Origin of the sequence: Variovorax boronicumulans (genome assembly GCF_029892485.1) — a bacterium.
Classification (GTDB): Bacteria; Pseudomonadota; Gammaproteobacteria; order Burkholderiales; family Burkholderiaceae_C; genus Variovorax; species Variovorax boronicumulans_B.
In genome coordinates this window covers 161,016-185,798 of record NZ_JARXVG010000004.1, presented here as the reverse complement: position 1 = coordinate 185,798, position 24,783 = coordinate 161,016, and the positions used below count along the sequence as shown (strand labels likewise).

Here is a 24,783-nt window from a genome sequence, read left to right as displayed (position 1 = left end):
ATGAGCTATTCATACACCGTCTCAGAAGCGAAGACGTTCACCTTGACCCACGCCCGCCACTTGGCGGCCAAGGTCGCTACCGATCTCAAGCGCATGCAGCGCTTCTATGGATCACCGAGCGACACCTATATCACCAACCTTGAAGGTGAACTGACCGAGCTGCTCAAGCACGGTGGTGTGTCGTACGTCCTTTATGGCTTCAAGAGGAATGGAGTCTGGATTGAGCCGACGCTGAGGTATGACGCCAAGGATCTCGCCGATGGCAGTCTCGATGACGATCCAGGGCGCGTGCTGCCGGGCAAGAATATCGACGGCGCGAGCTTCTACAGCTATCTGGTGCACAGCAGTTCCTGGTATCGGCTGAGCGATAGCGAGCGCCAAGAGATCGAAGCCCGCCTTCCCATTCAGCGGACCAGCGCAGCACAGCCCACCGCAGGCGGGAGCCTGTACTTCGCTGACGACCGCACCTATTCCTCGGGCGGCCGTGCGCTCGCCCGTTCCACCCTTCGGAGTTATTGATGAGCCACAACCCCAACCAACCCCGCCTGTTTGAGCGCGCAACCGAGTTCCCCGATCCCGACGCGCAGGACCGTCTGGCGCGTCTGGTCGGCATGGACGACAAGATCCATACTCTTGCCAATCTACTCGGCGTCCTCGTCAATCCTGAGGGCCTGCGCAAGTGGCAGCAAAAGCATCATGCCGATGCCGGTCCGCTGGTCGACAGTGTCATCCGGCGGCCGCCGCTGGTAGTGCTAAGCGGCGACGTCGGCTCTGGCAAGACCGAGCTTGCTGAGACGATAGGCGACCGTGTGGCGCGCCAGCAGAAGATTCCGGTCACCCTGATGCCGCTGAGCCTCGCCTCTCGTGGAAAGGGCATGGTTGGGGAGATGACCCAGCTGGTTTCTTCGGCCTTCGAACAGGCACTGTCTGTCGCCGAGAAGCTGAAGTCGGAACGCGGTGTTGCGCGCGGCGCGGTCATTTTGCTTGTGGACGAGGCCGACGCTCTGGCGCAATCCCGCGAGACGGACCAGATGCACCATGAGGACAAGGCCGGCGTGAATGCCTTCATCCGAGGCATTGACCGGCTCGCCAACAGCGGCGTGCCAGCTGCCGTCATCATGTGCACAAACCGGCTTCATGCGCTCGACCCTGCCGTGCGTCGCCGGGCTGCGGAGATCATGGTGTTTAGCCGTCCCACAACAGAGCAACGCCTGAGCCTATTTACTCGCAATCTGGCCGGGCTGCAGTTCTCTAAGAGCGAACTCACGGCGCTGGTCCAGGCCACCGGGGAGACGACCAAGCGCGACCATGGCTTTTCTTATTCCGACATCACGCAACGCCTGTTGCCGGCTGCAGTGCTGGAAGCCTACCCGGATGCCCCTATCCGCGCGGCACGCGTCATCGAAATGGCTCAGAGCATGCAGCCGACCCCCGTCTACCAAGCACGCTGAGGGCAACGATGGCAAACGCTGTAGAAGCCGGCTGGCACGGCCACGATTACCAGGCCCGCTTCTTTTGGATCCACGCGTCGGCCTTGCGGGACCCGGAGAAGACCCACGTGGTCGAGGTGTCCTACGAGGCCGACGGGCCCAAAGCCTTCGATGATGTCATCGTTCGATACGACCCGCCGCGGGTGAGCATGAGCAGCCGCCGAGTTTCGGTCGACTTCCACCAAATCAAGTACCACGTCACCCTGGGAGGCAGCTTCGGCTACGAAGACCTGGTGAACCCGGCGTTCGTTGGTGCGACCAAGTTCTCGGTTCTTGAGCGCCTGAAGCAGGCCAAGTCGACGGCGTCTGCGCATTCCGCGTTTACCCTGGTCACGGTCGATGCGTTCAAGACGGGGGACCCGCTCGGCTCCATCGTCTCGAGCAAGGACTTTTCGCTGCGCATGGACAAATTGTTCGACGGCACGACCGATCGCAGCGCGATGGGCAAGGTCCGTAAGCTCTGGCGCGAGCATCTGGGACTTTCCAAGGACGAAGATCTGCGTGCCGTGCTGGAAGGCTTTCATATCACCTCGTCTCAGCGCTCATTGGAGCAGTTGCGCGATGAGGTTAATCTGCATTTCCGCTTGGTCGGGTTGGTCTCCTGCAACAACACGGTGGAATTTCGCTTCGATGCGGCTGCACGGGCACTGAAGAGCAGCGGGCGTAGCACTTTCTCGCGCCTAGATTTCGAGGCGCTTTGCCGGGAAGAGGGATGGATCCGCTCGGTGCGCGACGACAAGTACCTCAATGTCGCGATCCGGTCTTTCGGCGACGGGCCGGGAAACCGATTGGATGCGACGCCTGAGAACACCTTGTCTCTGCAGCACCTGTTCGACGAACGGCATCCCCATTCGCAGCAGGACTGGGCTGCAGTAGTGCAACCCAAGATCGTCGAATTCTTGAAGGGTGTTCGGCAGCGTGCGCATGAGGTGCGTCTCTTCCTCGATGCCCACGCCTCTATCGCCTTCCTTGCGGGCTCAGTCCTTGGACTGAAGTCCGCCGTAAAGGTTGAGCTGATTCAGAAGGGAAGAGCTGGCGTATCCACCTGGCGATCAGACGATGGCGTCACAGGCGCGGAGGCCAAGATCTCGATCGAACGCCTTGGCGACGGTGACGAGACGGCATTGGTGGTAAGCCTGGCCCGGTCCGCAGTCCGCGATGCACGTGAGTACATGGTGCTGCATCTTCCAGCAGTCGGCACCCTCGTTCATCTGGAATCTCAGACTCCTGCGGGCCCGCGCACAGTCGCTGGCGGCGAGCACGCGGCCACGTTGGCCGACCAGGCAGCTGAAGCTGTACGTGGTTTTGGTCGATCTGGCGGAAAGCCCGTGCACGTATTCGCCGCCGCGCCGAACGGATTCATGTTCTTCCTCGGCCAGCATCGCGAAGCAATGGGCCCGGTAATTCTTTACGAATTCGATTTCGGCCGCTCCCTCAGTGGGAGCTATGTACCGGCATACGCCATCTGCTAACCCGAACTTCGTCGCCGCCCCATCTGTAGCTCAAAATGCAAACGCCCGATGCCGTGCACCGGGCGTCCCTGATCAGACAGTGCCTGCGGTGCGTTCAAAACCAGTGGTGCAAGGACTGGAAATTTGATATGTTTATACATATCATATGTTTTTCCATGCCGTAAATGCGGCATTCTTTGGACGAGGCAACATGTCTGTCGACGGCCGTGAGGCAAGAAATGTCAAGGTTGGTCGCATCCTTCTTTGGGAGGGACGAGTCAGCCGTAGTCGGCTCGTTGCCGAGTACGGCCTGAGTCCGATCCGGGCCAGCGAGTGGCTGCGGGACTTCCGAGAATCATTTCCTGATTGGACGACCTGGGATTCGAAGCTCAAGGCTGATGTCGCCACCTTCACGGCCTATTCCGAGGCCGAGCGAGCCGGCGACTCGCGGCAGCCGGGTCACCTCACTGCGATGCTTACCCCCTACGTGTCGAATGGGCCAAATCCGCAGATGCCGCTTTTATGGGATTTCGTACACACGTCGCCGCACACCTTCTCTCGCCTCAATCTGGCCATCGCCGACCAGCGACGAGTGAAGTTCCTCTACTGCTCCATGGGCAACCCGGAGCCTCACGAGCGAACCATTGAGCCTCACAGCATCGTGAAGACGGGGCGCCGTTGGCATGTACGCGGCTACTGCGTCGAAAAGAAGGATTTCCGCGACTTCGTTCTGGGTCGCATGAGCAAGGTCAAGCTATTGCCGGACGCTCGCACAGCCGACGTGACAGACGATGTCGCCTGGTCCACGATCATCAACGTCCGGATCATCGCCCACCCCAAGCTCAGCGTTGCGCAGCAGGTGGTCGTGAGGAACGAGTACTTCAAGGGGGCCGCCGCTCGCGTGGAGAACTGCAGGGCGGCGCTCCTGAACTATCTGGCCCAGGAGCTCATGGCGGCAACGGATGTGAAGCGCCAAGCGCCTCCGGACTTCCAGTTGGCGATTGAGAACATGCAGGAGTGCCGTCGATGGCTGTTTCCGACCTGAGTGATCATATTCGCCGGGAGCTAGTTGCCGAGCGCCACCCGCCGTTGTTCACGCGACTTCCCGATCGGCTGTTCGCACCCTTGGCTTCCACCAACCGCTTCCAGTACTGGGCCCTGCTGTGCGCTCTGCACGCAAAGCGCTTCGGACCCGAAGCGCCCTTGCCGCCGAGCAACGGCTTCGTTTCTCGTGAGATCACCGCTGACATCGCCGAGGAACTGCAGTATCAGGACTGGGGGCCGGACAGCGACGAGGTTTCCCAGGCAACGCCGCTGGCGATCCGGGCCATCGCCGTGTTCAACCGGCTTCGTGACGCTGGGTGGCTTCGAGTGGATCGTGTGGGCGTGCGCGAGATGGTGACGATGGCGCCGGCAGTGGCCCAGTTCATGAACCGACTGATCGAGTTCGCCCACACCGGTCCGGAATTCGTCTCTGGCAAGATCCGAAGCATCGAGGCCAACATGAGGCTACTGCTCGACGAGAGCACGGATGGGTCCTCATTGCAAGAGGCTGCCAGGCAGTCTCGGGCTCTGTTGGAGCATGTGCGGATTGCCGGTACCAACGTGCGCGACCTGATGCTGGAAATCGGCAACGTGAGTGCGACTGGAGAGTTCGTGCGCCGGTTTTTCGACGACTACGTCGAACGCATGTTCATTGGCGACTATAAGGAGCTTCGCACGCGCGAACATCCACTGGCCAGGCGCCAGGAGATCTTGCGTGTCGCCGCCCAGGTACAGCAGTCCCAAGGCATTCGGGAGCGCTTGATTCAGTGGTACCTCGAGAAGCGAGCAAGCCGCGACCTCAAACGCGCCGAAGCCATGTTCGAACGTGACATTGAGAAGGTCGAGGAACTCCGTCGGATCGACGAATACCTGGATCGACTGGACGATGAAATCCGTCGCGCCAACAAGTTGGCACTGGCCTACCTGGACTATCGCCTGAGGGCCGCACGTCCTTTGGACGAGCTCATTGGGCATGCGATCGGCGCCGTCATCAGGCACGGGGCCAAGGCCGCAGCCCTGGCCCCGTTCGCACCGGGTGAATGCATCAGTGGCGAGCGGCTGGCGTCTCCACGATTTGAAAACAAGCGGGCTGCACCAGGAGAACTGCGAAAGCAGGTGATGTCCGCGGAGCAGGAGGCCCGCGCACGATTGCAACTGCTGGCGCGAGACCGACGCACGATGTCACTGCCGAAGCTGGCGGCCTTCGTCCGAACACAGCTCGACGGTGCGGACTCCCTCTCGAGTCTCGCCCTGAATGTGGACAGCATCGAGTCGGTTCGAGCCCTTCAAGTCCTGTGCGCTGTTGCCGCGGCGAATTCGTCCCAAAGCCGTCTGCTTCGCGCCAACACGAAGTCGATGACCAGCGGCTTCACCACGGTGCGTCTCGACGGCGACGAGGATTCAAGCAGAGGCATCACGCACATACCCTTCGAAATCGTGAGAACAATCAAGGCATCGGGAGGAAGAAGCCAATGAGCTTTTGGACAAATGCAGCGGAGGCCACACGCAATGTGGCGACCGAAGATGATTTTGAAGCCGCCGCTAACCGGCTCGTCACTGAGCAGGTCTTGTACGCCGCCGACCGCGGCAGTAAGGTTGCCTATGGGCTGATCCGCGACTTCGAGCGCGAATTCAAGCGTGCGCTTGAGCCTCTGGGCTACACGGTGCGGGTCAACAGTCAACTTCGCTACGCGTGTGCAATTTCACAGCACACGAAGAGCTCGTCGGTCTCGGTCGAACAGACCTTGCTCGCGCTGGTTCTGCGCAAAATCTTTGATGAGGAGACGCGCTCGGGTCATCACGATGAAAACGGCGAGGTCTCATGCGATCTCGTAACGCTCGAGGTCAAGTACAAGCAAGCGACAGACGGGCGCGAGTTGGCGACCGGCGGAAAACTGTTGACGTTGATGCAATGGATGAAGCGCTGGGGCATCGCCAGGACCACCGATGACGAGAGTTCGCAACCGACCCGCGATGTCGATCAGCCGTACATGGTCATCATCCGTCCCGGAATCGCCGACATCCTGGGCGAGGCTGCTTTGGAACGCATTGCGTTGTTCACGAGTCCTGACGCCGAGATCGAAAGGCCCAGAGACGCCGAACGCCTTCCCGCTGATGGAGTGGACCTAGAGGAAGGCGGCACTCAATGAAGAAGCTGGTTTATATCCGTGTTGTGCAGTTCTTCCTCTACGAGAAGCGCGAGGTGGTTGTCGGCATGAATTGCGGCATTTTCGGGGCCAACGGCAGCGGCAAGTCCTCGCTGTTGGACGCCGTGCAGATCGTCATGTTGGGTGCCAACGCCAGCCGCGGCAATGCCGGTGTGTCCTTCAATGCGCAGGCCGATGAGGGCGGTCACAACACACGGTCGGTCCGCAGCTACTGCCTCGGACAGTACGGCGACTCGCCGGATGCCCGTGTCCGCGACAGCGCAACGACATACATCACCCTGGTGTGGAATGACACCGTCACCCAGGAAATTCTGTCGACCGGCGTCTGCATCGCGGCAAGCGGTGATCGCGACAGTCACGATGTTCTGGGCCGGTTCATCATCCCGGTGGATCTGACTCTGAATGACCACCTCGAGTCGGCAGATGGCAAGGAGCGACCGAGAAGTTGGGGCAGTTTTCGTCAGATGCTGCTCCATCGCGCCCATGGCGAGGAAGTGCTTTTTCACGATTCCGAGCGCCTTGTCAACGCCATGCTCTTCCGCCTGCGCGGCGCGCGTGGAGCCCCGCGCCTGGATGCGTACCGCCAAGCGTTTCGTTTCGGTCTGCGGATGAAGTTCGACAAGAGTGTCGACGACATTGTTCGCCAGCAGGTGCTGGAAGCGCGGCCGACGAACATCAAGCGTTTCAAGGACGTCCTGCACACCTTCCAGGAAATGGCAGCCCTTGTCCGAAGCGTGCAGATCAAATTGGACGAAGCCGATCTGATCGAAGCCGACTTCGCCGATGCACACAGGCGCTACTGTCACTCGATCTCGCTGGCAAGCCTGGCCCAGGATGCGGAGCTCGAGGTGGCGAACGAAGCCGTAACTTCTGCGGAGCAGGATGAGGGCAATGCTGCCGACAGGCTAGAAGCGGCGGACAAGAAGCAAAAGCAGGCCGGGCGTGATGTGGAGCAGGCTGACCTGCATGCGAAGGAATGCGCCTCCGTCCGTGACAAGCACGCCTCGCATGCCGATGCGGAACTGATCCGGGAGCAACTGGACGCTGCACAGGAAAGGCTCACCGACCAGAGGGCCGGCCTTCACCGCAGCATCTCGGCCATCGGACGCGCGATCGACCAGAAAATCCCGGGGAAACTGGTCGCCGACAGCAGCGAAGCGGCCGGACTTGCGCTCAAGGAAATCAACACCCTCCTGGCGAGCGGCAAGGCGGCGAGCCGTGACGCCGTGGAAACGACCATCCGAAGGGGGCTGCGCGCCGCGAAATTGGTGAGCGACGAGCTACTCGCGGATATGCAGGCTCTCGGCAGAGAGCAGAACAGTGTCCAGAACGAGCTCGACGGGATGCGAGAGAACCAGGACCGGGTTTCAAAGGGAAAGCCGCCCCTGGACCAACCCGCCAGAGACTTGAGGCGTGAACTGGCGGACGTCGGCATCGATGCAATGCCGGTGTGCGATCTGGTCCGCGTCGACGAACTTGACTGGCAACCGGCCATCGAGTCGTATCTCGGTGGCTCCAACATGCAGGCGCTGTTGGTCGATGAGAGAGACGAGCGCAAGGCCTTCGGCATCTATCGCAGGGCGCGGATCTACGAGGCGAAGGTGGTGATGACCAGCAAGTTCGCCGGCCGCGGTAGCCCCAAACGTGGCACGATCGCAGAGCTCATCTCCGGCAACAGCATCGCCGCAGTGAACTATCTTCGATCCAAGTTTGGAGATACTCAACGCGCCGAGACGGAGGAGGAGTGCTTCGCTCACCGGTTCGCGATGACGAAGGATGGGATGCGGCTGGCCGATGGCGAAATCGTTCGCAAGCGCCCGACCAAACCCATCGACTTCAAGATCGGCCCCACCTCCGCCGCGACCCGAAGTTCCATCACGGAAAGCATCCGCCAGCTCGAGGTCCGAAAAGAGGAGCTCGCCAAGGTGTACGGCCGGGTCAAAGCGCTTTTGCAGAGCCTTGGCCCCTTCATCGGCGGCGAGCAGGAGAAGGTGCGGGAATTGTTGGATCACTTCGACCGCGTGGCCAAAGACGCCGAGACGGAGCAGATGTTGAGCAGGCAACTCGAATCGCTGGACACGGAGGAGTACCGCCTGCTCGTCCAGGCCGCTGGCGAAGCCGACGCAGCGTTGGTGATGCTGCGTGACGCCGAAAAACAAGCAATCCAGGACTTCGGCTCCGCCAAAAGTGAGCACGAACAAAAGCAAATTGAGACGGCGAAGCGTCGCGCATGGACGCAGACTCAGAAGGAGATTGCGCAGAGGTCTCGCGCGCAGGACGGCTACGACGCCGACTTCGCCGCCGAACAGTGGGAGAAGCTGCTGGACAGGCAAGGGACCTCGTTTCTGGCCATCGCCGCTGACTGCGGTCGACGCAGCAAGGCGGCCGACGACGAGTCGCGCCGAAAGGCTTCCAGTGGCGTCCAGAAGCTGGGTGGCTTCCTCATCAAGCACAACGAGTTCCTCCCTAGCGAATCCCGTGACGACTGGCGGCTCTCACGCACGTGGCTCACGGACCGTGTCTCGGTCCTGCGCGACACCGGGCTGCGCGAATACAAGGCACGCATGGAAGACGCCTTGAGCGCGGCCAAGAGTACGTTCCGCAACGATGTTGCCGTGGCGCTCAACGAGCACCTCGAGTGGTTGGGTGACACCGTCGACCGCATGAACCAGGCCTTGCGCGCGGCGCCAACGTTCACCAATGGGGAGCGATATCAGTTCCGCCGGCATGCGCGGCCGGCCTACGCCGCGCTGTTGAAGTTCATCAAGGACGTGGCCCAGTTCGGCCCGACCGACGACATGTTCGGCGGTGCCGGCGTCATACCCAAGGAGTTCGAGGACCTGATGCGGGAAAAGACGGTGGTTGGTGCGGCCGCGGTCAAGTCGCCTCTGGACGACTACCGCGAGTTTTTCGACTTCGATGTCGAGGTCTTTCGCGAAGACGCGGGGACAGGTGCGGGCAAGCACGTCGGTTGGCTGAGCAAGCGTGTCGGATCGGGCTCGGGAGGGGAGCATCGCGCACCGCTGTATGTGATCGCCGGTGCAGCCATGTCATCGGCTTATCGACTGGAGCGCGGGGACGATACCGGCATGCGATTGCTGGTGATCGACGAAGCTTTCATCAAGATGGACCCACGCAACATCGTGGCGACCATGCGCTACTTCGAGGAGCTCGGCCTGCAGATTTTCATGGCCAGCACCGGCGACGCCCTGGGCACGTTGACCGCCTTCCTCGACCGCTACTACGACATCATGCGGGACGCCGAGAGCAACGTGGTACTGCTCGAGGGGCACGACATCTCTGCGTCTCTGCGGGAGATGTTCCGCGCGGACCTGCCGGAGTTCAACCCTGATCTGATCACTCAGGAGATCGCTAGGCAGTTCCAGCCGCAGAGTCCACCGGCCGAAGGTGTAGCGGCGTGAGCATCCCGAACCAGGCCTCGATGGATCCGCTGGCCAGAAAAGCGCTGGAGCGGCTGCTCAAGTCTGCGGACAAGCACGAGGCCGGCGTTGCAATACGGCTTCCAGCCCTGACGGCCTCCGGACTGGCCGACTACCACGCTTTGCGGAGTCTGAAAGCCAAGGAGGACTTCGAGTCCGTCATGGCGTACGGCCAGGCCGAGGGCGCGATCAAGGTCCAGCGGCCTCGGCACGATCCCCTGGGACTCATCGAGCGCATCGAGCTGGTCGATGTCGCTAAAGTTGCGCTGCTTCTCGGCGAGGTCCCGCATTCAACACGGGTGCAGTCGGCTCGACAGCTGTTCGGTGCCCGCCTCGAGGCCCATCCGGTGCTACTCGATGTCCTCGCTCGCTGGGAAAAACTCAAACGAGTGCGCGGCACTGGGCCGGATGAAGCTGCCGATTGGGTGATGGCTTGCGAAGTCATCGACTACTGTCGGGCCCAGGTGGAGCTCGGCAACACGGAAATCCCGGTGCGCGATGCCAGCGCTCGGCTATTCAAGGACAGCAAGCGCATCGAGTCTCTCGTGGCGTCCTTGGATGTTTTGCTCAGCGGTAGCACTGAGGACCAAGCACGTCCAGATCCGGAGGTCTTGCAGGAGCTCGGACTCTACCGTGAAGAGCAGCCGGTTCGCATGGCAGGCTATGTTCTTGTCCGCCGAGAGCGCGGCGAGTTCCCGTTGGACCGTCCCTACGGGGCCTTGCCGCCGTCGACGGTGCTCGGTTTGGGCTCGATACCCAGCAAGGTCCTAACCATCGAAAATCAAACGACCTTTCACGTTACCGCGCGCCAACTTTGCGATTCCGATGCGCTGTGCATCTTCACGGGCGGCATGCCATCGCCAGCATGGCGGGCGATGTACATCAGGCTTCTCATGGGGCTGCCTGCGGGAATCCCTGTGCATCACTGGGGTGATATCGACGAGGGCGGGTTCCGGATTGCGGCCTTCTTGAGTCGATGCGCCGCGGAGGCCGGTCAGGTGTTGCAGCCATGGAAGATGAGGCCTTCGGACATCCCAAAATCACAGCAGCGCCCAGCCGCGCCGAGTGTCGTAGAGCGAATGGCGAAGTATGCGAGTGAAGCGGGGTGGCACGACCTAGCACTTGAACTCGCAAGCACCAAAACCGTTGCCGAGCAGGAAGGCTGATCTCGCCGCCAACCAAACTGTTCGCCTTCGTGGCATACCGCCTATATAGCTAGTCGGCGAAAACCGCCACTATCCAGAGCGTCAGCTGCCATTGACGACGGCCGCGCCAGTTCGTCAGACACTTGATGCGTCGTCCGATGCTCAGGCTGCCGCTGATGAAGTCCATTGCTCTATACCCCGTCGACCCTGCTGGCGAGCAAACGGATTGCGAGTCGGGCAAGGACAGAGACTGCTTTCTCCAGACGCTGCCTGTACCGCATGGGAAGCCGCTTCCGGCGTGAGTCAGAAGCCTGGTCGTTGGGCCGGTCAACAAGAACTTTTATTGACGTGTCAACCTAGCGTTGGTCGCGTTCGCTGTGTATCGACGAATGTGTGCGTCCAGTGCGGCTCGTACGTTGGACGCGCTAACCTCAGCGCGGGCTCTCAGAGTTCCAGATGCTGGCATCGTCGTGTCATATTGGCGGTCAGGGCAGAAGCGCTCGGCGGCGCGTAGTCCTGCAACGACGCTTCTCTCAATCTTCTGCATAAGGAAGTTCCATACGTTGACATCCCACACAGTCGCACCTTCCTGCCAGCCCATGACCAGATCGTCAATTTCCGCGAGGCTCTCGAAGAACTCCGCGAGCAGCGCGGCGTCAGCGGGCGCCAGGTCCCGAGTCTGGGCTGCACTGCGATAGAGAAGAGGTTTCCAAGGTCTGAACGTTGTCCAGTGATCGGACGGTGGGGGTTGCCCGGCAGAGGAGCAAATGAAGTTGGCTACGGCCCGATCTAGGACGTAGACCTGCCGCGCAAGCAAGCGTGCAAGCTCTGGGACGAAGAGCGCCAATGCTGTGTCGCCTGCGAAATGTCCAGCACGACTCCTGTCAGCAGCATGAATGTTGATTGTTTGCGCGTGTACTGTGCCAGCAACCAATCCACCGGATTGCCCAATGGAAAGGAAGAGCTTTGCGCCAGCGCTCGCGTCGTCGTCTGTCAAAGGTTGGATCGCCGACTCGTGCGACCGCTTCATGATCAAGAGACGCTCGACTGTGTAAGAGATTTCGTCATCGTCGACCACTTTGTGGTGGTTGGCACAGAGCAAGAGCAGGTTGTCGAAATCGTGACGGTCTGCGGGCGCTTGGTTCGGGTCATAACGCGGCCCGTTTGGGCTTGCAGCTTTGATATGACTGATCTCGCCAAGAATGGTTGCTTCCTGAACGAGTTGCACCCCGCACTTCGGAAACGCACAGCGATTTCCGGAGAGCGCGAACAAGCGCTTGGCGACTCTTTGGGAAGGACCAGACGGGCCCTGCTCGGTGTTTGACAAGGTGAATCCTTCAGTCCATTGAGAGAGCGCTCTCATGGCATCGTCCATAGCGCGTAAGCGGCGACATTGCCATCAAAGTTGTTTGGTACAACGTGGAGTTGGCGTCGTTGGTACGCATGATCGCCAGAGCCAATCATGGGCGCTACGCTCCGTCGCATCACTATTGGATTGTCCCCAGATCTCGCGCCCCGATAGCGGGCGAGCGATTGCGAACTGCGGCTTGATCGCGGAGATTTCCAAGGATGAGTGGAGCAAATCCATCAAATTGAACCGCTGCTGAGGCAAATCATGAGCATTGGTAAGTAACTAGGAAATTTCTGCACAGCAAGTTGTCGGCTTACTTGCCTCAGACGCTCTGGAGCATGGATTGCCGGCGTAGGTCAGTAGAAGGCTGTATAGCCAAAGACCTATCGAACAACGTATAAGAACTGTACTTTTAATAATCTGAGGGCGCTCTCAGCGTTCCGGAAGGCCAAATATGGGTGCAATTCCGCTCGCAAAAGAGGCGACAAACTCCTCATCTGCACCTAAGCAAGTGGATAGTACATCTGAGGCGTCCGGCAGTCTTACCCCAGAACTGGTGCTCGCTCTCTGTGGCCCGATTGGTTCACCATTACATGTCGCTGCTGATCAGGCCGTTTCGGCGCTCGGAGACTTTGGCTACAAGGCGGAAAAGATTCGATTGAGTGACCTGATTCGCCTGAACGCCCAGGAAGTCAGTATTGCCGTTGATCAAACGAGTAAGTTTGCAGAGATCACATCGCTGATCAAGGCCGGTGACGAGCTGAGGCATGCTCACGGCGCAGACGTTCTCACGAAGCTTGCCATCGCGAAGATCAGTGCAGATCGACAGAAGCAATATGGTCAATTCCAGGATGTTGCGAATGAGGCGGGCACCGCGCCGGAACTGCGCATACGCGCACAACGCATCTGCCATGTGATCGATTCCGTAAAGAACCGGGCGGAGCTGGACCTACTACGGCTGATTTACGGAGATGCCCTGTTCGCGATCGGTGTGTTTTCGCCCCTTGAGGTCCGGAAGAAAAATCTGGAGGCGCTGCGGCACCTCAACGAGGATGACATCGAGCGACTTATTGATACGGACTCGGGGGAGGAGTTCTCTCATGGTCAGTCGGTCAGGGACACTTTTCCAAGGTGCGATCTGTTCATTCGGGTCGACTATCCAGTCAATGGCCCGAAGGAACCTGATGCGGTCGCTCAACTAGTTGCTAAGTTGAGAAGGTTTTTTCGATTGATCTTTCGTACTGCAGTCGTTACCCCGACAGCTGACGAGAACGCGATGTACGCGGCGGCATCGGCCTCCAGGAATTCGGCTTGCCTTTCTCGCCAAGTTGGTGCCGCTGTCACCTCAGCTAAAGGAGAGCTACTTTCGGTGGGCTGGAATGATGTTCCTAGAAGCGGCGGTGGCTTGTACGGCAAGCCAGCGCTGCGTATATCCGCAACGCAACCTACTCAGGCCCTCGAAGACGAACGCTGCTACGCCCAGAAGGGGAACAAGTGCCACAACGACGCAGAGAAAGAGGCCATAGCAGCCAAAATCGTGGAAAGTCTGCGCGAGCAGGGATTCATCGAGCCCGGGAAGGAGACAGCGGCTATTGCCGCGATCGTAGCGGACACGCGGGTTAAGGATTTGATCGAGTTCTCCCGCGCTGTGCACGCGGAGATGCATGCAATCCTGAGCGCTGGCCGCAGCGGAGGACATGGCTTGGTCGGTGGACGTCTGTTTGTTACCACATATCCCTGCCATTCTTGCGCGAGGCACATCGTCGCAGCGGGGATTGATGAGGTGATCTACATTGAGCCCTACCGTAAGAGCTTGGCGACGCGCCTGCACAGCGACGCGCTCACCGAGGCTGCGGATGAAACATGGAAAGTACGGCTTTTGCAGTTCGACGGCATTGCTCCCCGCCGTTTCATCGACCTTTTCGAAGCTGGTGACCGCAAGAGCGGTGGCCTGTTAAAATTGGCTGGTCAGTTCGAGGCACTGCCTACAACACACGTGAGTTTGAGGGCGATTCCCCGACTTGAAGAGGTGGTTGTCGCGGAGATCCAGAGCAAACAGTTAAAGCTGCCCCCCCTGGTGGATAAGGAGAGTCTCAATGCCTAAACAAGCCGACATGAGCCCACGACAAATGGAACTACCGGTCATGGTGGTTGTCACTTCTGGGCGAACTGAAGCTGGCCAAGCAGCTAGCCCTCCCACAGTTCAACAGCCTAGCCCCTCCCGCGAAGCAACTCCGCAGGACAAATCTATATACGAAGCCATCAGCGCCAAATACTTGGCGTCCCTGTCGCACTAGGGCCTGTGCGGCCGGCAGAGCATGCTCTGTTCGCGCGGTGTGTTCTTGAGTTGTTGCCGCAAGCGATCCATCAGCTATGGGCGGTGGCCTACGTCACTGCAACTCACCCGTAAGGCGGTCCGGGTCAGGGGCTATCTAGCCGAAACATGTAACCACGACAGTGGTGAGGCAGTAGTCGAGATCGGCAAGCTGTTGCCGCTACGCCGTACAAGATCGAGATGCCTGCTGTGATGTTCTTCGAGCGCGTCAGCATCTCACTGTCCTCTCAGGACATCTTCGACGGCGAAGAAGTCATCTACGAAAAATGACCCAAGGGCCCGCGATGCCAAGCTTGGTCCATGTACTGGTTGACCTTGAAAATGTGCAGCCACCAGCGGCTCTTCTGGATGAGCTGGCCCCTGGCTTCGCGGATGCCTGGATCTTCCATGGCCCCCACCAACAGAAGTTGAGCCAGACCTTCAAGACTCTGATCGGAGATCGGGCTACGTTGGTGCCCATCACCCGGACGGGCAACAACGCGCTCGACTTTCACCTCTCGTTCTATCTTGGGTATGTCGCAGCGAAGCATCCCGACGCACGGCTTGTGGTCATCGCCAATGACAAAGGCTACGAGCCCATGATCGAGCACGCTGTGGCACTCGGCTTTGAGGTCCGCCGTGAAGGCTACGACGCAGCGAAGAAGACTACACCCAAGACGGCCGCTACGACTAAAAAGCCAACTGCTAAAAAGATGGCAGCGCCAGCGAAGAAGGCGGTTGCCAAGAAAGCAACGAAGCCCAAGAAGAAGCCCGCAGCCACGATGGCCACACCATCGAAAAAGTTGGTCACTGCAAAGAACAGCAGCGTTCCGGCAAGACTGCGCCGTGTTGCGAAGGCATTCGGGAAAATGGGTGCGGAGCGGCCCCAGAAGAAAGCCTCGTTCCTTCGGCATCTCGAAGCCATGCTCGGAAAAGATGCATCCGAAGCAACGCTTGCAGAAGCAGTGGCACATCTCAAGAGGTCCGGCATCGTTGCAATCGACGGCGACAAGGTGACATACCTACCCTGAGGGGTGCCTTCTAGAGACCTGGCAGCAGCGACGTTGATCATCGACAATGCCTCAAGGAGCATGAAACCTATGATCCACGCACAGATGAACGGCATCGTCGAACAATTGGACGATGACCTCGCTATTCGCCTAACCGCACCGTTTGCTGAGGCGGCTGGCCTCGCTGCTGGTATGCGCATCACCGTTGAAGCGGTCCGTGGAGGTGTGATGGTTCGGCGAGTCGATCGTTCGAAGGACTCCCTGGCGGAACTCCTGGCGCGCTTCGATCCCACTTTGCATGGCGGAGAGGCCATGGCGTTCGCTCCTTACGGACGTGAGATATTTTGATGAGCGCACCTATGGCTCTTGGTCAGCTATCTCGGCAGCTTGCGATGGCACAAGCGTTGGCGAACACGCGGATCTCGGGCCATGCGCCAACACCCGAGTTCATAGCGGATTGCGACGCGGTCGTCGAAGGACGAATGACATACGAGCAAGCCATTACCGCCAGCCTTGAGCGAGCCACGCGCGCAGTCGCCCCTGACGATCGCTCGTGAGCTGCACGAATTTTTCACTTTTCGTGGCGAGACTGCGGGATTTTTTCAATAATGGTGGCGCGTTCCGAGAACGTTGCGACACGGAAACTGAAAAACGCGTTTGAAATCAACGCTGCGTTTTTCACTTTTCGTGACTTCCGACAGAGCGATCGCCTGCGGCTTCCCGGGCCAACGCCATCGCGCGCTCCGGCCCGTCATTGATGAAGTAGAAGGCCGTCCCGCCAGGGCGCACCACGGTTCGCGCTTTTCGTGGGTGAGAACCGTGCCTTCGTCAGAAGGCGCTCTTGACCACGCCGCCGTCGACGCGAAGGGCAGCGCCCGTGGTCGCTGACGCGAGCGGACTTGCCACGTAGGCCACGAGCGAGGCCACCTCCTGCGGCGAGGCGAAGCGCTTGATCAGCGAGGTCGGGCGAACGTGGTCGAAGAACTCTGCCTCGACCTGCTCGAAGCTCTTGTCGCTCGAGCGCGCCATGCCTTCCACGAAGTCGCCGACGCCGCGCGATTTCGTGGGGCCAGGAAGTACGCTGTTCACGGTGATGTTGGTACCGGCGACCGATTCCGCCAGCCCGCGTGACACGGCGAGTTGCGCGGTCTTGGTCATGCCGTAGTGAATCATCTCGGTCGGGATCTGCACCGCGCTTTCACTGGAGATGAAGATGATCCGGCCCCAGTTCGCGCGCTTCATCTCCGGCAGCACCAGGCGTGCGAGGCGAACGCCACTCAGCACGTTGACGTCGAAGAAGCGCTGCCAGTCTTCATCGGGAATATCCTCGAAGGCCTTGGCCTCGAAGATGCCCAGGTTGTTCACGAGGATGCCGATGCCGGGGTGGCGACGCACGGCTTCCTCGGCAGCGTCGGCCCGGCTGAGGTCCCCGGCATAGCCGAGCACCGTGCCTTGCGTTTCCGAGCGGATGCGGTCCACCGCCTCGTCGACCGCGGCCTGCGATCTGCCGTTCACGATCACGCTTGCGCCCTCCTGGGCCAGCGTGCGCGCGATTGCATAGCCGATTCCTGCTGTGCTACCGCTTACCAGGGCCAGCTTGCCATCGAGTTGAAGGTCCATATCAATTCTCCTTGGTCAGTTTGACGTTGGCGCACCCTGCGCTCTGCGGTTCACTCCATCTTCCGCTAGCCCAGGAAACTGATCAGCGCCGGAATGACCTGCTCCGGCGCCTCTTCCATCAGCCAGTGTCCAGAGCCCTTGACGATCACGCCATGCACGTTGGTCGCAACCATCTTGCCCTGCTCGATCAGGAAGGTTCCGCCGGCCTTTTCGCCGGAGAGCACCAGCATCGGCATGGGCAGCGGCGTCTTGCCCAGTTCGGCGAACTCGGCCGCGTCCTGCTCGAAGGCCTTGAAGTATTCGAAGCCGGCGCGCATTCCCCCGGGCTGCGCATAGGCCTTGGCGTAGAACTGGCGATCGGCTTCGGGCACCGAGTGCTTCGGGTCTGCCGCGAAGTCGTTCCAGAAGTGCTCGAAATAGATGCGTTCGCGCCCCTTCACAAGCGCCAGCGGCGTCGGGCCGTGGAAATGGAAATGCCACAGGTCGCGCAAGAGCCAGACGTTCTGCCATTGGCCGATGCCGGGCAGGAAAGCGTCCATGAGCACCACCTTGTCGGTCTCCGAAGGGAACTGCGCGGCATAGGCGTAGGCCACCATCAGGCCGATGTCGTGGCCGACGATGCTGACGCTGCGGATGCCGAGCGACCGGACGAGCTCGTGGATATCGACGGCCATGTTCTTCTTGCCATAGCCCATCTCGGGCTTCGACGAATTACCGGCGCCCCGAAGGTCGGGCACGACCACGGTGTGTGTTTTTGCGAGCAGCGGCATCAGCGGGTTCCACATGTGCCCGGTCTCGGCATAGCCGTGCAGCAGCACGACGACCGGCCCGCTGCCGCCGATGCGGTAGTGGATGCGGGTGCCGTTGACCTCGGCGCTGCCTGCGCGAAAGCCCGGCACCGCGTCGGCGGCCGGTGCGGCGTGCGCCGCGCGACCCATGGTCAGGGCGGCGCCAACGGCGACTGCGCCGGCGATCAGTGCGCGACGGGTGGGTGCGGGAGGGGTGTCGGTCATGGAAACTTCCTTTCGGTCGGTGGGGGTGACACGAATTTATGATTCAGCTTCGCTTTCAGGAAGGACCCGAAAGTGGTTTACTCATTCAGCTTTGCTGAATGATCGGAGCAACTCCCATGGACCGTTTGCGTGCGTACGAGGTGTTCGTCACCGTGGTGGCGCGGGGCAGTTTCACCAAGGCGGCCGATGCGCTGGACACCTCTCCGGCCAACGTGACGCGCTACGTCAACGAGCTGGAAGCGCACTTGCGCACCCGGCTGATCAACCGCACCTCGCGCCGCTTGTCGCTCACGGAAGGCGGCGAGGCGCTGTTCGACCGGGCGAAGTCGATCCTCGAGGAAGTGGCGGAGACGGAAGCTCTGGCGACCACCGCATCGCTGCAGCCGCGCGGGCGCCTGCGCATCAACGCGCCGCTGAGTTTCGGCAGCCTGGTGCTCGCGCCACTGTGGCCGAAGTTCATGGCGAAGTACCCCGACGTCGAGCTCGACATCGCCCTCATCGACCGCGTGGTGGACATCGTCGAAGAGAGCTACGACCTGGCCATCCGGATCTCGCGGACCACGTCGGGCAACCATATCGCGCGCCGCCTGGGCTGCTCGCAGAACCTGGTCTGCGCCTCGCCCGACTACCTTGCCCGCCATGGAATGCCCATGGTCCCGGCGGATCTGGCGCGGCACCTGTGCCTGGGCTACACGTACGGCGCGACGTCCGACGAGTGGCAGTTCGCCGGCCCCGGCGGAACGATGGAATCCGTGCGCGTGCGCTGGGCCTTGCGGGCCAACAACGGCGACACCGCCCGTGCCGCGGCGCTCGCTGGTGGCGGCGTCATCTGGCAGCCGCGTTTCGTGATCGGCCAGGACGTGCAGGCCGGCCGGCTGGTCGAGGTCATGCCCGGCTACCGCATGCCCCCGATCGACATCCTGGCCATCTACGCGAGCCGCCGCCATCTCAGTGCGAAGGTGCGTGTGATGGTGGACTTTCTGGTCGAGGCTTTTCGGGATTCGCCGCTGGGCCATGAGCCACAGCACGCTGCCCGCAGCCACGCACCGCCGTAGACACAGCCCATGCACTCGTGCGGACCAGGCCCCAGAACCGTTGCGCCTCAGGGTTTCCGTGAGGTCAGGCCCCAAAACCAGCCCCGAGGCCCGTCATACGGCCGTCATCAGCTATTAAAACAATAGCGTTCAACTCTGTTTCGAGGATCGTTCCTCGTAAACGCTATATCTAGCCCGACTCTTGCTAAGCAAAATCCTCGACGGATTTCACGTCATGCAAGATCGAGGACAACAAGCAATGAACCCTGAGCGTCTCCGGCGGCCACTGGCTGCTTTGGTACTGGGCGGTGCAGCAGCATTCCTCGGGGCCGTTTTGCCGGCCCACGCTTTCACGAACCCGCCCATCCAGGTGGCGCAGGGCATCGAGTACATGTGCGGCGGTGCCGCCAAGGGCGAGGCCGAGTTCATGGAAATGGTGGCGCCGCGCTGGGCCGCGACCATCGAGATGGGCGTGAGCGACGGCAAGGGCGCGCAGCTCGCCGGGTTCCCGGCCAAGGCCTCGGTCCAGATCCGCCAGAAATACACCGGACAGACGGTGATGGACGTGCAGACGCAGTCGCCCTACATGCTCGCGCGCCTGGACCCGGGCGCCTACGACGTGAACGTCACGCTGGGCGGTCTCACGCTCACGCAGTCGCTGATCGTGATCGCCGGAAGCCCGGCCCGCGCCTCGTTCCTCTGGCCCTCGAACTTCGACATGGCCTCGGTCACGCCGCCGATGCCGCAGGCACTGGCGCAGACCTCCGTCGCTCGCTGAGCGGCGTCCTCCATCCACCTCGGGCCGCGCGCAAGCCGCGGCCTGTGGTCAGCCTTGCCTAAGCCGTGCGCCGCACATTGGCACCGTGGCTTCTCGCCACCACGACCAGGAAAGGATTCAGGACCATGACCTCCCGTTTTTCATCTTCTTCGAGCAAGCGCCCGCTGGCGGTTGCCATGCTGTGCGGCGCCGTGCTGCTCGGCGCGTTTTCGTCGGCCCAGGCGGCGGAGAACCCGCCGATCCACATGGCGCACGGCGTCGAGTACATGAGCGGCGGCATCGGCAGCGATGAGGCACAGCTGATGGAAACCGTGTCCCCGCGCTGGCCCGCGACCTTCGAATTCGCGGTCAAGGACCACAAGGGCAACGCCGATTTCGCGGCCGGCGTGCATGTCACGGTGCGCGACAGCCGCGGCACCGCGCTGCTCGACAACGTGGTGTCGGGCGGCCCGTTCATGGTGGCGCGGCTGGAGCCGGGCACCTACGAGGTCGAGGCGCGGATCGGCAGCCAGGTGCTGAAGCAATCGGTGCATGTGCTGCAGGGCGCGGCTGCGAAGGCCGTCTTCGAATGGCCTGCGGGCACCGACATGGCCTCGGCCGGCACGCGCACGGTGCAGTGACGCGGCGGTGCCGGGCGCCGGCCCGGCGTGCGGCAGGCCGCAAGATGCCGAGGCTCGCCAAGCCGCAGCGCCCGCTATCCGGGCATCGTGCGCTATAGAAAAAATAGCGAACACGGCCTCATCGGGCACCTTGAATGCGCGGCATGCGCCTTGCAGGTGGTGTATCCCGGGCACTGCCCGAACCCATTGCCCCGATGCCGATCCGCCCCCTGAGCGCCCTGACCGCGCTGTTGCACGTCTACATAGCGCTGCGCCTCCTGCCCGCGCTGGCCACGCTCACGCCCGCCTGGCCGCTGGTGCTGGTGCTGCTGGCGGTGTCGGCCTTCACGATCCCGCTGCCTTTCGTTTCGCGCCGCATCGTGGCCCATGCCTCAGTGGGCGAGGTGCTCAAGTGGGTTGGCCTGATCAGCATGGGCTGGTTCTCGTCGATGTTCGTGCTGACGCTGCTGCGCGATGGCGGTCTCCTGATCACATGGCTGGTGAGTGCGCTCGGTGTGGCGCAGGTGCGCTGGAATGCGCTCCTGCCATGGAGCGCGCTGGCGGTGCTGGCGATGGCCACCGGCACTTCTCTGGTCGGCTTTGCCAATGCGCGCCGCACGGCCAGCGTGAAGCGTGTCGAGGTGCCGATCCACGGGCTGCCGGCGGCGCTCGAGGGCTTCACGATCGCGCAGCTCAGCGACATCCACGTCGGGCCGACGATCCGCAGCGCCTACATCCAGCGCATCGTCGATGCGGTGAACCGGCTCGGCGCCGATGCCATCGCGATCACCGGCGACCTCGTGGACGGCACGGTGCCCGAACTGCGCGAGCACATCGCGCCGCTCGCAAGGCTGCGCGCGCGCCACGGCACCTTCGTGGTTACCGGCAACCATGAGTACTACGCGGGCGCCCATGCATGGATTGACGAGCTGCGCCGGCTCGGGCTGAAGGTGCTGCTCAACGAGCATGTGGTGCTGCAAACGCGCAATGTGCGCGGCGCGCAGAACGACGAGGAACTGTTCGAAAGCGCGTTGGTGCTGGCGGGCGTGACCGACTTCACCGCCGGGCACTTCGACGCGGCGCATGCGAGCGATCCGCACCTGGCGCTGTTCGATGCACCGCCGCTGGTGCACACGCGCGTGCTGCTGGCGCACCAGCCGCGAAGCGCGATGGTGGCGGCGGCTGCGGGTTACCAGCTGCAGCTGTCGGGCCACACGCACGGCGGCCAGTTCTTTCCGTGGAACCTGTTCGTGCCGATGCAGCAGCCCTTCACGGCGGGCCTGCACCGCTTGCACGACATGTGGGTCTATGTGAGCCGGGGCACCGGGTACTGGGGTCCGCCGAAGCGCTTTGGCGCGCCTTCGGAAATCACGCTGCTGACGCTGGTGCCCGCGCGGGCCTGAGCGGCCCTCAGCGCTGTTTCTTCTTCAGGATTGCAGTTCGGCCAACCGGCGCGCGTTCGACGTGGCCGCGGCATGAATGGGCTTGAGCCCTTCGCGAGCGATGCGGGCGGCAAAGCCGGAAAGCTGGCCGGCGGCGGTCGCCGTGCGGGTCGCGGTCTGCACGAAGGCATCGCTGCGCGCGGCGGCCTGTGCGGGGGTGAGGCTGCCGGCCATCGAGAAGAAGGCCGTCGTGCTCTGGAGCCACTGCTGCAGCGCCTTGTTGGCCAGCGAGAAATGGCTGCTGTGCCATTGCTTGACCATCGCAATGCCCGACTCGCTTGCGGCGGCGAGCTTCTCGTGCCCCATGAGCTGGAACTCCGCCAGGTCGGCTGCGCTGGGCGTGAGCCCGGCCTTGGCGATGCGCTCGGTCCGCATGCGGATCACCGAGCCGGAGGACAGCAGCATCTCGTTGGTCTTGAGGGCCAGGTCGAGCCACTGCATGAGCGGATTGGCCAGACGGGCGGTGGAACTGAGAGATGACATGTGAGGTGATACGTGGGGGAGGGAGAACCCACTATAGGCCTCGCGAGTTGCAATTGCTGCGGTGCAACAAAAACAAGCCCGGTAAGAGAAGAAGTCCTGCTTTCAAGGCACGAAATGCGCGCGCTGATCGCACGTTTCTTACAAATCACCCGTTCGCAGCCGCTTCGCGCGCACTTCCGTCACCAGATATCCCACCAGGGCAACGACCAGCGGCAGCAGGTAATAAAGCCCGCGATAGGCCAGCAGCGCCCCCAGCAGCGTGGCCCCCGGCACCTGGTACGACAGCAGCGCGACAAACACCGCCTCGAGCACCCCCAGCCCCGCCGGCACGTGCGTGACGACGCCGGCCACCGCGGCCACCAGCAGCACCGCGAGCACGTGCGGATAGCCGACCTGGCCCTGCAGCAGCAGCCAGATCACGCCGCCCATGAGCGACCAGTTCAGGCACGACATCGCCAGCTGCAGCAGCGCCATCGCGAGCCCCGGCGTCTTGAACGTGTGGGTGTGGCCGCGCACGCGCCAGATGCGCCCCGCCGAGAAAGCGCACAGCGCCAGGTAGCCCGCCGACACCGCCAGCAGCACCGCGCCGAGGATGCGCAGGCCGCCGCTGCCGATCTTCCATTCGGGCGGCAGCGTCATCGGCCAGAAAAAGAAGGCCGCGCCGGCCACCACCAGGTAGCCGAGCCAGTTGGTCAGCATGCTGAAGCCCAGCACGCGGGTGATGGTCTCGTTGCCTAGGCCCAGGCGCGAATAGAGCCGGTAGCGAAAGGCCACGCCGCCGACCAGCGAGCCGAAGTTCAGGTTGAAGGCGTAGCTGATGAAGGTCACGCCCATCACGCTGCCGGCGCCCAGCTTGTGCCGGGTCAAGTGCCGGCCCAGCAGGTCGTAGGTGCTGTAGAGCGCGAAACTGGATGCGGCCAGCGCGCCCGCCGCCAGGAGCGTGGTCGCGGGCAATGCGCGGATGGCCTGGAGCACCTCGTCCCAGTCGATAGCGCGCGCCTGGTTCACCAACAGCCAGGCGACGAGCCCGAAGAAGCCCCACACGACCACGCGGCGGGCCCAGGGCCACCAGGACTGGCGAGCGAGGGCCGTCGTGGTCATCGGCTGGCGGGGCTGCTCGTGATGAGGTTCATGCCGCTTCCGTCTGCGTGGCGCCGCCGGTGCTCTCGGCGTCCTTCTGGCGTTGGGCCAGGTCGGTCGCCTCGGCGGGCGTCAGGCGCGGCACGTGGCGCGGCAGGCGGTTCAGCCACGCGGGATACCAGCGCAGGAAGTGGAAGATGAAGAAACTGCGCACCAGCCGCCATCCACTCCATTCGCTCGCGAGGTCTTCGGTGTCGATCCGCTTGCAGCTGTGCTGCATGAGCTGGTCCATGCGCTGCCACAGCACCTCGTTGAAGGCCTTGTCACGCACGACCACGTTGGCCTCCAGGTTGAGCGACAGGCTCAGCGGATCGAGGTTGCTCGAGCCCACCGTGCTCCAGCGGTCGTCCATCAGCGCGACCTTGCCGTGCAGCGGCCGGTCGCGGTACTCGTAGATGCGAACGCCCGCGTGCAGCAGGTGGTGGTACAGCATGCTCGCGGCCGTCTTGACGATCGGCATGTCGGGCTCGCCCTGCAGGATGAGCCGCACGTCCACGCCGCGGCGCGCGGCGCGCCGCAGTTCCTTGATGAGCCGGTAGCCCGGAAAGAAATACGCATTGGCGATCACGATGCGCTGGCGCGCCGAGCGGATCGCGGCGCGGTAGTGGCGCTCGATGTCGTTGGTGTGGCGCCGGTTGTCGCGCGTCACGAAGATCGCATCGGCCTCGCCGGCCGTGGTCTGGCGCACGGAAGGCGCCTGCTTGAGCCGGCGCCGGAACCACCCCGCGCCCTTGCCGCCGACGGCGATGGCACGCAGCACGAACTGGTGGATCTCCGCCACGATCGGGCCGGCGAGCTCCACTGCGTAGTCCTGCTTGGCCTTGGGGCCGAAGTCCAGCAGGTGGTCAGCGGAATAGTTGATGCCGCCGACGAAGGCGCGTTCGCCATCGACCACCACGATCTTGCGGTGCATGCGACGGAACACGTTGAGCCGCTGTCCCATGAAACGGTGGCCGGGGTCGAACACCCGCACCTTCACGCCCACCGAGGTCAGCCCCTCGATGAACTCGCGCGAGAGATCGGGCGAGCCGAAGCCGTCGATCATCAGGTCGACCTTGGCGCCGCGTTGCGCCGCTTCGCGCAGCGCCGCGTGCAATCCCAGCCCGACCTTGTCTTCGAACAGGATGAAGGTCTCGACGATCACTTCGCGCTGCGCCCCGCGGATCGCATCGAACACGCGCGGAAAGAACTCCTCGCCGTTCTCGAGCAGCTCGATGCGGTTCCCGCCGACCCAATGGTTGCCGTTGCTCATGGTGCAGCC

Annotated in this window: 22 protein-coding genes; 16 read left to right on the top strand and 6 right to left on the bottom strand. The window is 62.2% G+C overall.

The window, feature by feature from the left end:
* The 8 genes from M2282_RS11345 (at position 1) to M2282_RS11310 (ending at position 10,759) form a co-directional block, all read left to right on the top strand.
* Positions 1-519, top strand: coding sequence for a hypothetical protein (locus M2282_RS11345; RefSeq protein ID WP_280808894.1), 519 nt, complete (start codon positions 1-3; stop codon positions 517-519).
* A complete protein-coding gene (locus tag M2282_RS11340; protein ID WP_280808893.1) occupies positions 519-1,451 on the top strand; it encodes an AAA family ATPase in 933 nt (310 codons plus the stop codon). The genes M2282_RS11345 and M2282_RS11340 overlap by 1 nt, the downstream gene beginning before the upstream one ends.
* Positions 1,452-1,459: 8 nt before the next feature.
* On the top strand, positions 1,460-2,962 hold the full coding sequence (locus M2282_RS11335; protein ID WP_280808892.1) for an SAVED domain-containing protein: 1,503 nt from the start codon (positions 1,460-1,462) through the stop codon (positions 2,960-2,962).
* A 190-nt stretch (positions 2,963-3,152) separates the two neighbouring features.
* The gene (locus tag M2282_RS11330) at positions 3,153-3,986 is read left to right on the top strand and encodes a helix-turn-helix transcriptional regulator (protein ID WP_280808891.1); all 834 of its coding nucleotides are present in this window, start codon (positions 3,153-3,155) and stop codon (positions 3,984-3,986) included.
* Positions 3,968-5,461 carry a Wadjet anti-phage system protein JetA family protein gene (locus tag M2282_RS11325; RefSeq protein WP_280808890.1) on the top strand — a complete coding sequence of 498 codons (1,494 nt, stop codon included), beginning with the start codon at positions 3,968-3,970 and terminating at the stop codon, positions 5,459-5,461. Before M2282_RS11330 ends, M2282_RS11325 begins: the two co-directional genes overlap by 19 nt.
* Positions 5,458-6,135: a DUF4194 domain-containing protein gene (locus M2282_RS11320; protein ID WP_280808889.1), complete on the top strand. Its 678-nt coding sequence runs from the start codon at positions 5,458-5,460 to the stop codon at positions 6,133-6,135. Before M2282_RS11325 ends, M2282_RS11320 begins: the two co-directional genes overlap by 4 nt.
* Positions 6,132-9,575: an SbcC/MukB-like Walker B domain-containing protein gene (locus M2282_RS11315; RefSeq protein ID WP_280808888.1), complete on the top strand. Its 3,444-nt coding sequence runs from the start codon at positions 6,132-6,134 to the stop codon at positions 9,573-9,575. Before M2282_RS11320 ends, M2282_RS11315 begins: the two co-directional genes overlap by 4 nt.
* Positions 9,572-10,759: a Wadjet anti-phage system protein JetD domain-containing protein gene (locus tag M2282_RS11310; RefSeq protein WP_280808887.1), complete on the top strand. Its 1,188-nt coding sequence runs from the start codon at positions 9,572-9,574 to the stop codon at positions 10,757-10,759. Before M2282_RS11315 ends, M2282_RS11310 begins: the two co-directional genes overlap by 4 nt.
* 319 nt (positions 10,760-11,078) lie before the next feature.
* Here the strand turns inward: M2282_RS11310 and M2282_RS11305 are convergent, their stop codons facing one another.
* Positions 11,079-12,101: an HNH endonuclease gene (locus M2282_RS11305; protein ID WP_280808886.1), complete on the bottom strand. Its 1,023-nt coding sequence runs from the start codon at positions 12,099-12,101 to the stop codon at positions 11,079-11,081.
* Positions 12,102-12,543: 442 nt separating this feature from the next.
* Between M2282_RS11305 and M2282_RS11300 the strand changes: the two genes are divergently transcribed.
* The 4 genes from M2282_RS11300 (at position 12,544) to M2282_RS31095 (ending at position 15,970) form a co-directional block, all read left to right on the top strand.
* Positions 12,544-14,193 (top strand): anti-phage dCTP deaminase, encoded by a 1,650-nt coding sequence (locus tag M2282_RS11300; RefSeq protein ID WP_280808885.1) that lies wholly within the window; start codon positions 12,544-12,546, stop codon positions 14,191-14,193.
* Positions 14,194-14,690: 497 nt separating this feature from the next.
* Positions 14,691-15,434, top strand: coding sequence for a PIN domain-containing protein (locus tag M2282_RS11295; RefSeq protein ID WP_280808884.1), 744 nt, complete (start codon positions 14,691-14,693; stop codon positions 15,432-15,434).
* 69 nt (positions 15,435-15,503) lie between these two features.
* Complete coding sequence (locus M2282_RS11290; protein ID WP_280808883.1) at positions 15,504-15,761, top strand: AbrB/MazE/SpoVT family DNA-binding domain-containing protein; 258 nt, start codon at positions 15,504-15,506, stop codon at positions 15,759-15,761.
* Complete coding sequence (locus tag M2282_RS31095; protein ID WP_432422892.1) at positions 15,761-15,970, top strand: antitoxin VbhA family protein; 210 nt, start codon at positions 15,761-15,763, stop codon at positions 15,968-15,970. The genes M2282_RS11290 and M2282_RS31095 overlap by 1 nt, the downstream gene beginning before the upstream one ends.
* Positions 15,971-16,241: 271 nt before the next feature.
* Here M2282_RS31095 and M2282_RS11285 read toward each other — a convergent pair whose 3' ends face one another.
* A complete protein-coding gene (locus tag M2282_RS11285) occupies positions 16,242-17,033 on the bottom strand; it encodes an SDR family NAD(P)-dependent oxidoreductase (RefSeq protein ID WP_280808882.1) in 792 nt (263 codons plus the stop codon).
* A gap of 65 nt (positions 17,034-17,098) precedes the next feature.
* Entirely contained in the window at positions 17,099-18,046 is a 948-nt protein-coding gene (locus M2282_RS11280; protein ID WP_280808881.1) for an alpha/beta fold hydrolase, read from the bottom strand.
* A gap of 116 nt (positions 18,047-18,162) precedes the next feature.
* On the opposite strand from M2282_RS11280, the gene M2282_RS11275 reads away from it, so the two are divergent.
* From M2282_RS11275 to M2282_RS11260, 4 genes are all read left to right on the top strand, one after another.
* Complete coding sequence (locus M2282_RS11275) at positions 18,163-19,101, top strand: LysR family transcriptional regulator (RefSeq protein WP_280808880.1); 939 nt, start codon at positions 18,163-18,165, stop codon at positions 19,099-19,101.
* Between the two features lie 313 nt (positions 19,102-19,414).
* The gene (locus M2282_RS11270; RefSeq protein ID WP_280808879.1) at positions 19,415-19,858 is read left to right on the top strand and encodes a hypothetical protein; all 444 of its coding nucleotides are present in this window, start codon (positions 19,415-19,417) and stop codon (positions 19,856-19,858) included.
* Positions 19,859-19,983: 125 nt separating this feature from the next.
* Positions 19,984-20,478 carry a hypothetical protein gene (locus M2282_RS11265; protein ID WP_280808878.1) on the top strand — a complete coding sequence of 165 codons (495 nt, stop codon included), beginning with the start codon at positions 19,984-19,986 and terminating at the stop codon, positions 20,476-20,478.
* Positions 20,479-20,612: 134 nt separating this feature from the next.
* Positions 20,613-21,860 carry a metallophosphoesterase gene (locus M2282_RS11260; RefSeq protein ID WP_280808877.1) on the top strand — a complete coding sequence of 416 codons (1,248 nt, stop codon included), beginning with the start codon at positions 20,613-20,615 and terminating at the stop codon, positions 21,858-21,860.
* A 24-nt stretch (positions 21,861-21,884) separates the two neighbouring features.
* Here the strand turns inward: M2282_RS11260 and M2282_RS11255 are convergent, their stop codons facing one another.
* The 3 genes from M2282_RS11255 to clsB all read right to left on the bottom strand — a co-directional run bounded on the left by M2282_RS11255 (position 21,885) and on the right by clsB (position 24,774).
* On the bottom strand, positions 21,885-22,382 hold the full coding sequence (locus tag M2282_RS11255) for a polyhydroxyalkanoate granule-associated phasin (RefSeq protein WP_280808876.1): 498 nt from the start codon (positions 22,380-22,382) through the stop codon (positions 21,885-21,887).
* A 138-nt stretch (positions 22,383-22,520) separates the two neighbouring features.
* Positions 22,521-23,483, bottom strand: a complete 963-nt coding sequence (locus M2282_RS11250; protein WP_280808875.1) for a lysylphosphatidylglycerol synthase domain-containing protein — start codon at positions 23,481-23,483, stop codon at positions 22,521-22,523.
* Between the two features lie 28 nt (positions 23,484-23,511).
* Positions 23,512-24,774, bottom strand: coding sequence for a cardiolipin synthase ClsB (gene clsB, locus M2282_RS11245; RefSeq protein ID WP_280808874.1), 1,263 nt, complete (start codon positions 24,772-24,774; stop codon positions 23,512-23,514).
* Positions 24,775-24,783 lie beyond the last annotated feature (9 nt).